The sequence below is a fragment of the Mariniflexile sp. HMF6888 genome, assembly GCF_044335535.1.
GTDB lineage: Bacteria > Bacteroidota > Bacteroidia > Flavobacteriales > Flavobacteriaceae > Mariniflexile.
Genome location: NZ_JBIQVZ010000011.1, coordinates 1 through 16,078, shown reverse-complemented (window position 1 = coordinate 16,078; position 16,078 = coordinate 1). Strand labels below are relative to the sequence as shown.

Sequence of the window (16,078 nt, the reverse complement as noted above, 5' to 3'; positions counted from 1 at the left end):
TAGATAAACTTTTTTTGATGGGTTTACGGATTTCCATAAAAACGTTGATTTTCTTTTTCTTACTTTTAAAAATTGATTAAAATACATATAGTAATGGCAAGAATTTTAGGATTGGATTTAGGAACGAACAGTATTGGGTGGGCTGTTGTAGATAAGGAAGGAAATAATTTTTCACTTGTTGATAAAGGTGTTAGAATATTTTCAGAAGGTGTGAAGTCTGAAAAAGGAATTGAAAGTTCTCGTGCAGCTGAAAGAACTGGATATAGAAGTGCAAGAAAAATTAAATACCGTAGAAAGTTACGAAAATACGAAACTCTGAAAGTTCTTTCTCTTAATGGTATGTGTCCATTATCAATAGATGAAGTAGAAGAGTGGAAAAAATCAGGATTTAAAAAATATCCGCTGAATCCTGAATTTTTGAAATGGTTACGAACTAGTGACGATGAGAATATAAATCCTTATTTTTTTAGAGACATAACAAGCAAACAAAAAACAACTTTATTTGAGCTTGGACGGGCTTTGTATCACATTGCTCAAAGACGAGGTTTTTTAAGTAATAGACTAGATCAATCAGCCGAAGGTGTTTTTGACGAACATAACCCTCAAATGCAATCTTTAATTGAAGATTTAGATGATGCAAGTTTAATTTTAAATGAGTTGAAGGATTATTTTCTAAATCTTGGAATTATTGATGAAGCTGAAAAAGGAGGTTTTAAAAAAGATTTGGATGAAGGAGAAAAGAAATTAAAAACACTTTACAATTCTTTGGTTGCTATAACCAAAAAGAATGAAAATGATATTGTAAAATGTAAAGAAGAACTTATTGTTCGATTAAATAAGAAAGAAGATTTAGGGAAGGTAAAAGGGAAAATTAAAGAAATTTCACAAGCTATGCTTGATGGAAATTTTAAAACACTTGGTCAATACTTTTATAGCATATATAACAAAGGAAAAATTAGAAATCAATATACTTCAAGAGAAGAACACTATTTGGAGGAGTTTATTATAATTTGCAAAACACAAGGAATAGAAGGAATTAGTGAAAATGAAAAATTACCTGAAAAGAGATTTACAGGTTTAGCCAAAGATTTATATAAAGCCATTTTCTTTCAAAGACCATTAAAATCCCAAAAGGGATTGATTGGAAAATGTTCTTTTGAAAAAAATAAATCTCGTTGCGCAGTTTCTCATCCCGATTTTGAGGAATACAGGATGTGGGCATATTTGAATACCATAAAAATAGGAACTCAAAGTGAGAAAATTTTACGTTTTTTAACTCATGAAGAAAAATTAAAATTGATTCCAAAATTCTACAGAAAAAATGATTTTAATTTTGAAGTCTTAGCCAAAGAGCTAGTTGAGAAAGGAGCAAGTGTTGGTTTTTACAAATCTTCTAAAAAAAAAGACTGCTTTTATTGGTTCAATTACAAACCAACTGATACAGTTTCTGCTTGTCAAGTTTCCGCTTCGTTGAAAAATTCTATTGGAGAAGACTGGAAAGCAAAAACGTTCACATACAAAACTTTAAATTCTAAACAAGAAAAAGTAACTAAAGTAGTTGATTACAAAGATTTATGGCATTTACTCTCAGTTGCTACCTCAGATGTTTATTTGTATGAATATGCCAAAGACAAGTTAGGTTTGAATGATAAAAATGCAAAATCATTTAGTAAAATCAAATTGAAAAAGGATTTCGCCAATTTAAGTTTATCAGCAATTACCAAAATTCTGCCTTACATTAAAGAAGGATTGCTTTATTCTCATGCTGTTTTTATGGCAAACATTGAAAATATTGTTGATGAGACTATTTGGAAAGATATCGAACAACGAAATTACATTCAAACTAAAATTGCAGAAATTATAGGGAATTATACTTTTGAAAAAGAATTATTAGAATTAATTAATGAACTAATTAAAGAGTATAAAACTGAAAATGAAGATGGAAATAAAGTATATTATTCAAAAGAAGCAGAACAACATTTTGAAACTGATTTAAAGGATAAGCTAGTTGATTTCTATAATTCTAATAAAATAGAAAACAAGCAAGAGCAACAAAAAATCCTTAATGATTTATTTCTGATTTTTATTGATCAATTGAAGAAGTATGAATTCATTAAAATAAAAAGATTAGATGAAAAAGTTTTGGAATTTCTTAAAGGAGAAAATCAGGACGGAGAGGTTTTTTGTAGTAACCCAAAACAATTAAAAAAACTATATCATCCATCGGATATAGAGATTTTCAAGAAGAAAATCATTAAAGATGATTTTGGAAATGAAAAAGTGGTTTTAGGAAGTCCTTTGACATCTTCAATTAAAAATCCAATGGCAATGCGTGCCTTACATCAATTAAGAAAAGTTTTAAATACACTTATTCTTGAAGGTCATGTTGATGAAACTACCCGAATTCATATAGAAATGGCGCGTGAGTTGAACGATGCCAACAGAAGAAAAGGAATTCAAGATTATCAAAATGAGAATAAAAAATTCAGAGAAGATGCTATTAAAAAAATTAAGAAACTCTATTTCGAAGAATGTAAAAAAGAAGTAGAACCAACAGAAGATGATATTTTAAGATACCAACTTTGGGTTGAACAAAACAAATGTGAAATATATGAACAAGGTAAAAACATTAGCATTTGTGATTTTATAGGTAGTAATCCTGCTTATGATATTGAACACACTATTCCAAGAAGTATTTCTCAGGATAATTCTCAAATGAATAAAACTTTATGTAGTCAACGTTTTAATAGAGATATAAAAAAGCAAAAAATGCCATTTGAATTAAGTAATCATTTTGAGATTTTACCAAGAATTGCCCACTGGAATGAAGAAGCAGATAATTTATCGAGAGAAATTGAAATTATAAGCCGTTCCATAAAAGCAGCTACAACAAAAGAACTAAAAGATAGAAAAATAAGAAGAAGACATTATTTAACATTAAAACGAAATTATCTTCAAGGAAAATATGACCGTTTTATTTGGGAGGAACCAAAAGTAGGTTTTAAAAACAGTCAAATCCCAGACACTGGAATTATTACCAAATATGCACAAGCTTATTTAAAATCTTATTTTAAGAGAGTGGAAAGCGTAAAAGGAGGTATGGTGGCAGAATTTAGGAAACAATGGGGAATTCAAGAATCCTATATAGACGAAAACGGATTTAAACAGTATAAAGAGAAAGATAGAAGTAAACATACCCATCATACGATAGATGCCATAACCATTGCTTGTATGACCAAAGACAAATATGATGTTTTGGCTCATGCGTGGAGATTGGAAGACGAACAAAACAAAAAAGAAGCAAAGGCTATTATTGAACAGGCTAAACCATGGAAAACTTTCAAAGAAGATTTGCTGAAAATTGAAGAGGAAATATTGGTTTCTCATTACACACCAGATAATGTCAAAAAACAGTCCAAAAAAATTATAAGAGTTCGTGGTAAAAAGCAATACGTTGCCGAAATAGAACGAGACGCAAAAGGAAAAGCAATTCCAAAAAAAGATGCTAACGGAAAAGTAATCTATAAACTAAACGCAAAAGGAGAAAAAAAACCAAGGGTTCTGCAAGGAGATACAATAAGAGGTTCATTGCACCAAGACAGTATTTATGGGGCGATTAAAAATCCTTTAAATACAGAAGAGATTCGATATGTAATTCGTAAAGATTTAGAAAGTCTAAAAGCTAATGATATTGAAAATATTGTTGATGAAACAGTAAAAGAAAAAGTAAAAGAAGCTGTAGCAAATAAAGTGTTATTACTTTCATCAAATGCACAGCAAAAAAATAAAATAGACGGAACAGTTTGGATGAATGAAGAAAAGCAAGTACCTATCAATAAAGTTAGAATTTATGCCAACTCAGTTAAAAATCCATTAGAAATTAAAGAACATAGTTTATTATCAAAATCAAGACACGAACACAAGCAAAAAGTGTATGGGCAAAATGATGAAAATTATGGAATAGCCATTTATGAAGGTAAAGATAAAAAAGGTAAAATGAAAAGAGCTTTTGAATCGATAAATAATAAAGAAGCAGGACAATACTTTAAATTAAGTAATAGGGAATTTAACCAAGAATATGATATTGTTGAGAACCCACATAATAAGACTGGATTACCTTTAAAATATATTCTAAAAAAAGGTTTGATGGTTTTATTCTATAAAGATTCTGTTGAAGAAATTTATGATTTAAGTGTGAGAGATTTAAATAGGCGATTATATAAACTGTCAAAATTTGATGCACAGGGCAGGTTAACTTTCAGGTCTCATTATGAAGCCAAACAAGCGAGTGAACTTAAAGAATATTATAATGTAGATTTTGAAAATCCTTTAGAACAAGTTAGATTACAAGTTAGTAAATTAGATGTTTTAGTTGAGGGTTATGAATTTATTATGACCTCAACAGGAAAAATTATTTTTAAGTAAATTTAATTTACGTTCATTGACATACATTTTTTAATCTTAAACAGCTCAAACCTCAACGGGAAATCATCCGATTTTTTGGTTTCGTATTTTAATGGTGGTTTACAAACACCACATTTTCATTTTAGGCGGTGTGTTTGTGAATCTCCCTTTGGTCAATTTGATTAAAGATTAGAAAACACGATATTATGCAGTTTATCGATGGTGACCAAATGAGGTTGTGGTTTGATTAAAGATTAGAAAACACGATATTCATGGTATTGTTTTTAGGAGCAGTTGATGAGTTGTGGTTTGATTAAAGATTAGAAAACACGATATTCCAACACCGCAAACCGTAATTGCAAATGAGTTGTGGTTTGATTAAAGATTAGAAAACACGATATTAACACCAAACTCGCTAAGCATCATAGAAAGTTGTGGTTTGATTAAAGATTAGAAAACACGATATTAACTGATTTATTGTAAGTTTTTGTATATAAGTTGTGGTTTGATTAAAGATTAGAAAACACGATATTCAAGTTGAAAAAGACCAACGTGCCGAAGAGTTGTGGTTTGATTAAAGATTAGAAAACACGATATTGATGTTTCCAACCGATACAGCCTGTCCCCGGTTGTGGTTTGATTAAAGATTAGAAAACACGATATTCATCGGGCATTACAGGTGGAACATCACCAAGTTGTGGTTTGATTAAAGATTAGAAAACACGATATTCTCTTATAGCAACGGGCAAAGCACTTCTAGTTGTGGTTTGATTAAAGATTAGAAAACACGATATTATTTGTAGTATCATTGTTCGTTGTCTACTAGTTGTGGTTTGATTAAAGATTAGAAAACACGATATTCGCTACATAATCATTGTATATTTTTGTGTAGTTGTGGTTTGATTAAAGATTAGAAAACACGATATTGAGCACCCTGTAAATCGGTCTGATTTGATAGTTGTGGTTTGATTAAAGATTAGAAAACACGATATTGTCCTCAGATGATTTTTGCTGTATATTGTAGTTGTGGTTTGATTAAAGATTAGAAAACACGATATTGAACAGGCTTGCAAAAATAAAAGGCGGTAAGTTGTGGTTTGATTAAAGATTAGAAAACACGATATTCCGTAAAGGTATAGAAGATAGCCAAATGTAGTTGTGGTTTGATTAAAGATTAGAAAACACGATATTAGTTGGCTTGTTATCTTCTAATATTCAAAGGATTAAAGTGAAGTATCGTTATAAAAAATGCTTCTTTTTTGCAGTGATAAGGCAAGATTGAGGCATTTTTTTTATTGAGGTGGTTTACAAACACATCATTTTTATTTTATTGGAGTGTTTGTGAATCGAAAAATAACCAGTTTTTGTTTCCATAGTGACCTCCCGATTTTTTCGATTTGATTAAAGGTTAGAAATCGAGGAACGAGATTCGGCGTCGCCAAAACACGGTATTAATTGGCGTTCGTGCGGGTATATAATTCGTAATTATGAATAAAAAAGGAATATGTTTGGGTATGATTATTCAAAAGATAATTTATAATTTGTGTTGTTTGGGGCGTGTGATTCCCGCAGGGACAGATCGCGACCTGTCCCTGCATCATCCCGAAAATCATTATCCCGGAAATCATTATCCTGAAAATCATCATCCCAAAATCCAATATGAGGTTGAATTAAATCAATATGGGAAAATTGTTGATGAAAGAATCCAATGGTTAATTAGCCAATATCAATATGTTGATATTCATAATTATGTCGTAATGCCCAATCATTTGCATTTAATTTTAGAAATTGATAGTCAAAAAGTGAAAGCGCAAAATGTGAGAATAAAATCCCTTTCCAGTCAAATGGGTGCCATGAAAACAACGTCATCTAATAAAATCCATGAAGCTGGCTTTATAGATTTTGCATGGCATCGTTCATTTCATGACCATATCATTAGAGACGAAAAAGCATACATCAATATTTTTAATTATGAACTTATTTAAAGTTTTTGAAATTAAGTGAAAATTAGGGGGTTTTAGTTCTGTTGAAGGCTTTTTTGAGTTAGGGCCGAGCGTAAAGAAAAGGTTTAGTAAACCTTTTTAGAGAAGGAGCCAGCTTGTCGCATTGGAAAAGCTACGGAAGGAAGAAAAGGCAAAAGCAGAGCTGAAATCAGCAATTTTTTAGCAAATTGAAAAACTTTAAATGAGTTCTATGTTTCGAATAATCCTAATAATTGGCATAAAGATAAGTTTCATAAAAGAGATTAGAATAGTTCCAATTGTGTGGGTTGTGGCTCTTTTGGTACTTCGGCACGTCCCCAAAAGTTCATAATATTGCCAAATTGTTTATCGGTTATTCTTAAGACACTTACTTTACCTAAAGGGGGGAGCAGTTTTTTTATGCGTTTTTCGTGTACATCGGCACTTTCACTACTGGCACAATGCCGCATATACACAGAATATTGCATCATACTAAACCCATCTTTCATGATGTTTTTTCTAAAGCCCGCTGCGTTTTTGCGGTCTTTTGCCGTATCGGTTGGTAAATCAAAAAAAACAAATAACCACATAATTCTATAACCATTTAGTTCCATAGTTTGGGGTATTTTATCTTTTTCCGTGTACCACTATAGCATTGTTGTAGGGAGCTAGCCGTTTTTTGAAGTGCCACCATTAAAGGGCTTTTTTCATCCTTAAAATATACCGTTCGGGTAAGTATTTCCAGTAAAACAGACTTTATTTCGGTATTAAGTTCTTGGTCATCATAATGTTGCATGATATTATAAACAGCTTCGTCTACAATAGGTCTAAAGGGTTCCATAATATCATCTGCCAAAGCAAAGGCATTATACTTACTTTTGTGGTGAATACCTAGTGTATTTAATAAACCACTACCCGATAAAGCCCTAGCTGTAGCGGCTCTTAAAATAGCATATCCGTAATTTAAAAAGTTATTTGGGTAATTGCCAAAGCGTTCTCTTTTAAAGTCATTTTCAAAAAACGATTTCCAATAAAAATTGGCTGCGACGCCTTCCATATTAGAGGTGTCTCCGCTTAATACTTTACTGGCTATAAATTCTAAGTTATTATTGCTTTGTGTTACCTTTTTTAATAATATACCTTGATTTGTAATTTTTTCAACAATGGTTTGTTGCCATAATTGTTTTTTTAAAGGAACACTTGCATTTATTTGGTTTTTGAATAATTCTTGCTGTATGTGATGGCTATTAAGATTTAAAAACATGCCATTAGGCAAATGCGAATTATTGCAGATGATTAATGCTGTATTATTTTCAACTAGTAAGTTTAAGGTGGTTATGCTTATATAGACTTCAGGATTGTCAATAACTACAAATCCAATGTCTTCTATAGGAATGCTAGCCTCCCGTTCATTTGTCGAAATCTGAAGTTGTAAGTTTTTGGAAGTAACTTTACATTTATTTTCTATAAGAATAGACTTTTTTAGCATATGTTAACTTTACATATACAAAGTATTCAAAAACAATGATTTATGTGAGTTTAATCTTTAAAAAGCTAAAAATAAACGATAAAGAAACTTTTTACAAGCGTAATTAATGGGTTTTGAAGTCAGCATATGACGCCGTTACAAATACATATAAAGGTTTGTTGTACCCTGGATATATTGGATATATAGGACAAGCTCAAGCTATTTACTTCTTCTTATGCCGCTTATTATAATTCTTATCACCCCGGGTTTTAGGCTTTTTGTATTTAGCAGCAATTTTAAATTTGTACGAACCACCTAAATTTTCTTTTGAGTTTTTTTCAGATTTCTCATGAAACGCAGGACCCGGTGCATCTGCATCATTGCGTTTTATGGGGTTGTAATGTTCCTTTATTTGTGGGCGTTCTTCTTCAATGAGTTCGGTAGATACTTCAACAGCTTCAGGGAAATCCACTAACAAAATGCTCATGTTCATTAAGTCTTCAATCTTTGTAACTGCCTCTTGTTCGCTTTCCGTAGAAAGTAAAATAGCCGTGCCTTCGCGTTCGGCTCTACCCGTTCTACCTATGCGGTGCATGTAGTTTTCGGGGTAATCTGGGGTGTCAAAATTGATGACATGGGATACGTTATCAATATCCAAACCACGTGCCATCACGTCGGTAGCTACCAATATGCGGTTATCACCATTTCTGAATTGCTCAATACTACGCAAACGGTAATTTTGTGTTTTGTTGGAGTGTATTACGCACAATTCATCATGGAATAGCTCGTCTAATTTTTCAAATAAACGGTCTGCCATTCTTTTATTAGAAACAAATATTAAAACCTTAGTAAAGATTTCAGAATCTATTAATAAGTGTTTAAGTAAATTGACTTTCGTATAAAAATTAGGTACATTATAGCGAGATTGTATAATATTATCAAGGGGCGTACCCGAAACGGCTATAGAAACACGCTCCGGACTTTTAAAGAAATCGTTAATTATCACATCAACATCTTCTGTCATGGTTGCCGAAAACATGATGTTTTGACGTTTCTCAGGCAATAAATCGAAAATATTAATCAATTGGTGCCTAAATCCTAAATCGAGCATCACATCTACTTCATCAATCACCAATTTTTGTATCGATTTTAATTGTAACACACGGCTTAAAGCCAAATCATACAACCTACCAGGAGTTGCTACCAAAATATCTACACCTTGAGCGATGGCTTGTTTTTGGGTATTGATGTTGGTGCCACCATAAACGCCTAACACACGGGTGTTCATGTATTTTGCAAGATTCTCAATATCGTTAACCACTTGCACGACTAATTCTCGGGTGGGTACTAAAACCAAAATGCGTGGGTTTTCTTGGGTTGAAAATTTTAAATGTTTTAAAATAGGCAACATGTAAGCAAAGGTTTTACCAGTACCTGTTTGTGCAATACCAACAATGTCGGTTCCAGAACAAACCACGTTAAAAGCCTCGGCTTGTATGGGTGTTGGGGTTGTAAAGCCTAAATCGGTTAAGGCGTTATATATAGGGGTATTTAAATTTAAATCTTCAAAAGTCACGGTGCGCTGTTTAACTGGCAAAGTTACGTTTATTATTCATTGAAGCAAACTGTTGTGTATTTCAATGGTGTAACTAGCTTTAAAACTGTTGCCAACACTTAGTTTTAAAATCCCTTCCTTGGTTTTTAAGTCTTGATCGGTAGTATCATTATCGGCAATTCCTAACCACGGTTCTATACAAACATAATCGCCTGTTGGTTTTGCCCAAATACCCAAATAGGGAAAATCATTATAACTAACCGATAGTACTTCACCATGTGTTTTACTTTTTAAAGCAACTTTTTTAGATTTCAAATCTTTAAAAATAAGGGCGTCTTCATTAAACAAATCGTGGGTTAATGGTAGTTTGTTTGAATGATTAAAAACAGGTTTTGTTTCAGCTGAAATGAGTCCGTTTGCCATATTAATAAGATGGGTTTTTGAAGTTTCGGCATGTTCAAATTCTAAGAAATAATCTTCATACTGTTCATTTTCAAACACAGGACATTTAAAAGCAGGATGCCCACCAACTGAAAAGTATAGGGGTTTATCATCTAAGTTTTTTACGGTATGAATGACGTCAATACGGTTGTCAACCAGCTTATAAGTGATGTAAAACTCAAACTTAAATGGATAATTTTTTAAAGAGTCATCACTGTAACTTAATTTAAAGCTGAGACTATCGGAAGTTTGTTGGTGTAAAATAACGGCGTTGTTATTTCTAACGATGCCATGTTTTGGTAGTTTGTATGCTTGATTTTCAAAAATATAAGTGTCATTTTTTAATGCACCGATGATGGGGAATAGGTTAGGGGCAAAACTTCCCCAAACGGCTGGGTCGGCGTCCCACATAAACTCCGTGTTGTTTTTTACGGAAGTGATTTTGCACAATTCGGCACCTATTTTTTTTACTGCTATTTTAAGTTGCTTGTTTTCTAATGTTACCATGTGAATGAAATTTAAACTAATGTACAAAACTTGTACTTTTTTAAGGAACTGTTTAAGTTTTATTTATTGATGCTTTTTTGAATTATTTTTGGGTCAGATGAGGCGGATTTTTTTTTTAACAGCAGAGCTATTAGAAAAAAATTCAACGACGAAATATAGGTCAAAAAGAAACAAAAAATGGCTTTTAGATAAAATTTAAACAGTTTCTAAGGAATCTAACTAACTTTACAGCTTAAATTTTAGAATTGAGAACAAAATACGCCCATACGGTTGAAAACATCCCATTATTTAAGCAGCAATTATTGCATTGGGCACAACAGTTTGATGATGTTGTTTGGTTGGATTCCAATAATTACGAACAGAACTATTCCAACTACGATGCGGTTTTGACAGTTGATGCCTTTACAAGCATTCAAACCGATTACCATGAAGCTTTTGAGAAGTTAAAAGAATACCAAACCCATGCAAACGATTGGATTTTTGGTTATTTGACGTATGATTTAAAAAATGCAGTTGAAGACTTAAAATCAAATAATTTTGATGGCTTGCAATTCCCGGATTTATACTTCTTTCAACCTAAAAAGCTATTCTTTTTTAAAGGAAATCAAGTTGAAATGCAGTATTTAAATATGGTGGACGACGAATTTGAAAGTGATTTGAAGGCGATTCAACAAATGAACGCATCCACAAATCAACAAATCAACAATCCTATTAAAATAAAGCTTCGCATTCACAAAGACGATTACTTCGAAAAGATATACGCCATGTTGGCCCACATCCATCGGGGTGATATTTATGAAGCCAATTTTTGTCAGGAATTTTATGCCGAAAATACGGAAATAAACCCTTTGGAAACCTATAATAAGCTTAATACGATTTCGAATCCGCCGTTTGCCAGTTTTTTAAAGATTAATGACAAATATTTGCTATCGGCATCACCGGAGCGCTATTTAAAAAAGCAAGACAACACCATCGTTTCCCAGCCCATAAAAGGAACAGCCAAACGTTCCGAGAATATTGAAGAGGACAAACAGCTAAAACAGGAGTTGTTGGACAACGAAAAGGAACGCAGTGAAAACATCATGATTGTCGATTTGGTACGTAACGATTTATCTAAAACCGCCATTAAAGGCAGTGTGGAGGTAGAAGAACTATGCAAAATTTATACCTTCGATCAAGTACACCAAATGATATCGACTGTAAAGTCTAAAATAGAACCTACAACCCACGCCATAGATGTTATAAAAAGTACATTCCCTATGGGAAGTATGACGGGTGCTCCAAAAATTTCGGCAATGAAAATTATTGAAGCATTGGAGGAAACCAAACGGGGGCTTTACTCAGGCTCAGTGGGATATTTTTCACCAACGGGCGACTTCGATTTCAATGTGGTTATAAGGAGTATTTTATATAATGAAACCAAAAAATACGTGTCTTATTCTGTTGGAGGTGCCATCACATCAAAAAGCGACCCGCTAAAAGAATACGAAGAATGTTTAGTCAAGGCCAAGGCCATGCGTGAGGTCTTGGAAAACTAATCGATGTGGTTGTTGAAATTCTTTTTAATTTCATCAAAAATAAGCACAATTCTCTTGGTTTCTATTGATTTAATTTTTGAAATTTCTTCAAAGCTGAGTTTCCCAAAAACAAATAAATCTACAATATTCGACACGTTTAGTGGTAGCCAACTGTATAAATTGCCTAAGGTTTTTTTATGATTGTTTAAAGAAATGGCGTTGGTATCAAGTGCATTTAAAACAGAGTTACTGTCATCATCATATAAAAACAAATGCTTGGAATGCCCGTTTTGCTGATACGAAATATCATCTAAATCTTCATTCATTACATAATCGAAACCATCGTCAATGGTATAATTTTCTTCTAAGGCATCCAGTTCTTCTACTAAAATTGAGTTCGTGCTTATCGTGTTTTTATGAAACGCTTCCCTTTTAAAAATAGCATCCAAGTCGGCATCCACTATTTTAAAAAGTTTCAGTTTTAAAGTATTTGTGTCAATATCAATATCATAACCTTTTTCGTAAAACTTAGCGACACATTCGTCTATAATACCGTTTGAGGCATACATTTTTTTAGGAATAATACCTGTAGACTCTGCAATATAAAGTCTATGTTTAACGTAAGGGTGTAATTGTTGTGAAGCAGAAACCACTTTTTTGTTAAAAGCAGTCTGAGTTGCTTTTTCGTTTAATTTTTCTATTGAACTCATAACGCCTGAATTAAATATGTGTTTCTAAATTTACAAAATTCTGTAGAATATATGATGATGAAAATCAGTTTTAACTTAGGGCCTCAAAATTTGTAAGCAGTTAAACTTTGTGCTTTTGCTTCTTTGCAAGATTAAAATAAACCTTAACTTTGAAATATGATAAAGACCTTTCAAGACCATATAGATTCCAAACTTCCATTTTTAAAAAATAGTGCGTTGCTTCTTGCTATTTCTGGAGGAATTGATAGCGTGGTTTTAACGCATTTATGTTATAAAACAGGCTTAAATATTGCTCTAGCCCATTGCAATTTTAATTTACGGGGAAAAGAAAGTGATGCTGATGAAGACTTTGTATTGCAACTGGCAGACGATTTGGAATTAGAAGCTTTTGTTGAAAGTTTTGATACAGAGGCTTTTGCCGAAGACGAAAAACTGAGTATTCAAATGGCTGCGAGAACGTTAAGATACCATTGGTTTTCAGAACTTACAGCGCAACTTAAATTTGATTATATTTTGACTGCTCACCACGCAGACGATAATCTTGAAACATTCTTTATAAATTTATCAAGAGGAACTGGTTTGGATGGTTTATTGGGGATTCCTGAGGTAAATAATAACATTGTAAGGCCATTGTTGCCTTATTCGAGGGAAGATATTGAAAATTATGCTAAGGAATATAAACTAAAGTGGCGGGAAGATAGTAGTAATAGTTCAACCAAATATTTAAGAAACAAATTGCGTCATGATGTGATACCGATACTTAAAGAAATAAACCCTCATCTTTTACAGAATTTTGCGAAAACCCAAACGTTTTTAAATGATTCTAAATTTATAATTGAGGATAGAATTTCAGATATTACTAATAAAGTGATCAAATTAATTGAAGGGCACACTGTTACATTAAATATTGAGGAAATCAAAAACCTGAGCCATCCTAAAGCCTATTTATATGAGCTATTAAAGAACTACGGATTTACGGAATGGCACGACGTCTTTAATTTATTGGAAGCACAATCCGGAAAGCAAATCAAGACCAACACACACCGATTAATAAAGGATAGGGATTGTTTGTTATTGAGTGAAATCCATAAGGAGGAGGATGGTCAAACCATACCTGTTTCAGAAACAGATAAAATAGTTGAAACCCCTTTTGGAATGTTGGTTTTTGATGAAGTGGATGCAGTTTTAGAAACTTCGAAAACAGCTGTTTATGTCGATAAGGATTTATTGAAATTTCCTTTAACAGTTAGAAAATGGGAAAAAGGAGATGTGTTTTATCCGTTAGGAATGACAGGAAAAAAGAAACTAAGTAAATATTTTAAAGATGAAAAATTTTCTTTGTTGGATAAGGAAAATACCTGGTTGTTATGTTCGAATGACGTCATTGTTTGGGTTATAAATAAAAGAGCAGATAACCGATTTCGAATTACAGATACTACAAAGCACATTTTAAAAGTTGAATTGAAATAATTTGTCACATTGAGTACAGTCGAAGTGTCTTATTAACTAAAAAACTTTATACATGACAAAAATCCAAATATATTCAGATGTCAGTCTGAGCGCAGTCGAAGACATTGGAAATATTGTTTTTAATCGTATTTCGACTGCGCTATGTGACACTTTCTATTTTTGTCATGTACTAAACTAAAAATCATAATTTGAAACTACAAGGCAACATCGTCGACATCCAAAATAAGCGCATTTTTAAAGGAGAAATCACTATTAAAAATGAAAAGATTTTTTCTATTGAAGAAAAGCAGCATGATGTTGAAGTTTATATACTTCCTGGCTTAGTTGATGCACATATCCATATAGAAAGTTCTATGTTGGTTCCCAGTGAATTTGCACGTTTAGCCGTAATCCATGGCACCATAGCAACAGTTTCAGACCCGCACGAAATAGCCAATGTGTTAGGTGTTGAAGGCGTTGAATTTATGATAGGGAATGGTAAAAAAGTACCATTTAAGTTCCATTTTGGAGCACCTTCTTGTGTGCCTGCAACAACTTTTGAATCGGCAGGGGCAGTTATAGATTCCGATGCTATAAAAACACTTTTGGAAAACCCCGATATCAAGTATTTGGCAGAAATGATGAATTACCCCGGTGTGTTGTTTGATGATGCCGAAGTGATGAAAAAAATAGCTTGGGCTAAACATTATAATAAACCAGTGGATGGCCATGCACCGGGATTAAAAGGCGATACTATCACCAAATACATTCATGCGGGTATGACTACCGACCATGAATGTTTTACCTATGATGAAGCTTTGGAAAAGTTGCAAAAAGGCATGAAAATCCTCATTCGTGAAGGTAGTGCTGCCAAAAATTTTGAAGCTTTAATCGGTTTAGCATTCGATCATTTTGGAAACATGATGTTTTGTAGTGACGATAAACACCCAGATGATTTAATACTCGATTACATTAACAGGCTTTGTGCCAGAGCTGTAGCCAAAGGTATAGACGTATTTAAAGTGCTGCAAATGGCATGTGTTAACCCAGTGAAACACTATAATTTGGATGTTGGCTTACTACAGGTAGGCGATGCTGCGGATTTTATAGTTGTTGAAGATTTAATAAACTTCAAAACCATTCAAACCTATATAAATGGGGAATTGGTATTTGATAAAGGAAACTCTTTAATCAATCCCGTTTCTTTTGAAAACCTGAATAATTTCAACTGTAATAAAAAGGACGTTTTAGATTTTAGATATGAGTCTTCCATATCAAAAATCAGGGCTATTGAAGCTTTAGATGGTCAATTAGTAACCAATGAAATCATTGAAGAAGCTTTAATTAAAGATGGAAATATCATTTCAAATATCGAAAAAGACGTTTTAAAAATGACAGTTGTTAACCGATATCAAAACCAAAAACCCGCCATGGCATTCATAAAAAACTTTGGCTTAAAAGAAGGAGCTATTGCGTCTTCAGTTGGACATGATTCGCATAATATTATAGCGGTTGGTGTTTCGGACGAAGCTATTTGTAAAGCAGTTAATTTACTCATTGAACATCAAGGTGGTATTTGTGCGGTTTCCAATTCCGAAGAAAATATACTTGCGCTTCCGGTTGCAGGTATTATGAGTGACAAAGACGGAGAAACCGTTGGAAAACAATACGCAGCACTTGATAACATGGCAAAACGATTAGGGAGCACACTGCATGCACCATACATGACCTTATCGTTTATGGCGTTGTTGGTTATTCCATCATTAAAACTCAGTGATAAAGGACTTTTTAATGGAACAGATTTTAAATTTACCTCTTTGACGATTAATTGAATTATGAATTATGAATTATGAATGTGGAATTAAGAATTTAGAAGCCAGAAGCCAGAAGCCAGAAGGTTAGATGGTTGGATTATTAGAAGGTTAGACAGTTAGATTGCTAGACGATTATATAGCTGTTTTTTAAACGACGACAAAGAAATTCCTTTCACAATTAACGATTAACGATTAACGATTGATGACTAACGATTTCAGAACCCAGAACCCAGAACCCAGAACCCAGAACCC

The 16,078-nt window shown here is 32.8% G+C and carries 10 protein-coding genes and 1 CRISPR repeat array; of the genes, 5 read left to right on the top strand and 5 right to left on the bottom strand.

Annotation, left to right across the window (positions count from 1 at the left end):
• The first annotated feature begins 93 nt into the window (after positions 1–93).
• Positions 94–4,425 carry a type II CRISPR RNA-guided endonuclease Cas9 gene (gene cas9 / locus ACGLWY_RS16895; protein ID WP_396620853.1) on the top strand — a complete coding sequence of 1,444 codons (4,332 nt, stop codon included), beginning with the start codon at positions 94–96 and terminating at the stop codon, positions 4,423–4,425.
• Positions 4,426–4,573: 148 nt separating this feature from the next.
• A CRISPR array of direct repeats spans positions 4,574–5,595; the repeat unit is 37 nt; unit sequence AGTTGTGGTTTGATTAAAGATTAGAAAACACGATATT.
• Positions 5,596–5,891: 296 nt separating this feature from the next.
• Positions 5,892–6,389 (top strand): transposase, encoded by a 498-nt coding sequence (locus tag ACGLWY_RS16890; protein ID WP_396620852.1) that lies wholly within the window; start codon positions 5,892–5,894, stop codon positions 6,387–6,389.
• A gap of 260 nt (positions 6,390–6,649) precedes the next feature.
• On the opposite strand, the gene cas2 is transcribed toward ACGLWY_RS16890, so the two are convergent.
• From cas2 to ACGLWY_RS16870, 4 genes are all read right to left on the bottom strand, one after another.
• Complete coding sequence (cas2, locus tag ACGLWY_RS16885) at positions 6,650–6,979, bottom strand: CRISPR-associated endonuclease Cas2 (RefSeq protein WP_396620851.1); 330 nt, start codon at positions 6,977–6,979, stop codon at positions 6,650–6,652.
• The gene (gene cas1, locus ACGLWY_RS16880) at positions 6,970–7,854 is read right to left on the bottom strand and encodes a type II CRISPR-associated endonuclease Cas1 (RefSeq protein WP_396620850.1); all 885 of its coding nucleotides are present in this window, start codon (positions 7,852–7,854) and stop codon (positions 6,970–6,972) included. Before cas1 ends, cas2 begins: the two co-directional genes overlap by 10 nt.
• A 202-nt stretch (positions 7,855–8,056) precedes the next feature.
• On the bottom strand, positions 8,057–9,409 hold the full coding sequence (locus ACGLWY_RS16875; RefSeq protein WP_396620931.1) for a DEAD/DEAH box helicase: 1,353 nt from the start codon (positions 9,407–9,409) through the stop codon (positions 8,057–8,059).
• Between the two features lie 36 nt (positions 9,410–9,445).
• The gene (locus ACGLWY_RS16870) at positions 9,446–10,336 is read right to left on the bottom strand and encodes an aldose 1-epimerase family protein (RefSeq protein WP_396620849.1); all 891 of its coding nucleotides are present in this window, start codon (positions 10,334–10,336) and stop codon (positions 9,446–9,448) included.
• A gap of 245 nt (positions 10,337–10,581) precedes the next feature.
• On the opposite strand from ACGLWY_RS16870, the gene pabB reads away from it, so the two are divergent.
• A complete protein-coding gene (gene pabB / locus ACGLWY_RS16865) occupies positions 10,582–11,874 on the top strand; it encodes an aminodeoxychorismate synthase component I (RefSeq protein ID WP_396620848.1) in 1,293 nt (430 codons plus the stop codon).
• Here the strand turns inward: pabB and ACGLWY_RS16860 are convergent.
• Positions 11,871–12,563, bottom strand: coding sequence for a hypothetical protein (locus tag ACGLWY_RS16860; RefSeq protein ID WP_396620847.1), 693 nt, complete (start codon positions 12,561–12,563; stop codon positions 11,871–11,873). The two genes, pabB and ACGLWY_RS16860, sit on opposite strands and share 4 nt — an antisense overlap.
• 156 nt (positions 12,564–12,719) lie before the next feature.
• Here ACGLWY_RS16860 and tilS point away from each other — a divergent pair, with 156 nt between their 5' ends.
• Together tilS and ade are read left to right on the top strand one after the other, a co-directional pair.
• Positions 12,720–14,033, top strand: coding sequence for a tRNA lysidine(34) synthetase TilS (gene tilS / locus ACGLWY_RS16855; RefSeq protein WP_396620846.1), 1,314 nt, complete (start codon positions 12,720–12,722; stop codon positions 14,031–14,033).
• A 188-nt stretch (positions 14,034–14,221) separates the two neighbouring features.
• Positions 14,222–15,844 (top strand): adenine deaminase, encoded by a 1,623-nt coding sequence (gene ade / locus ACGLWY_RS16850; protein ID WP_396620845.1) that lies wholly within the window; start codon positions 14,222–14,224, stop codon positions 15,842–15,844.
• The last annotated feature ends 234 nt before the right edge of the window (positions 15,845–16,078 follow it).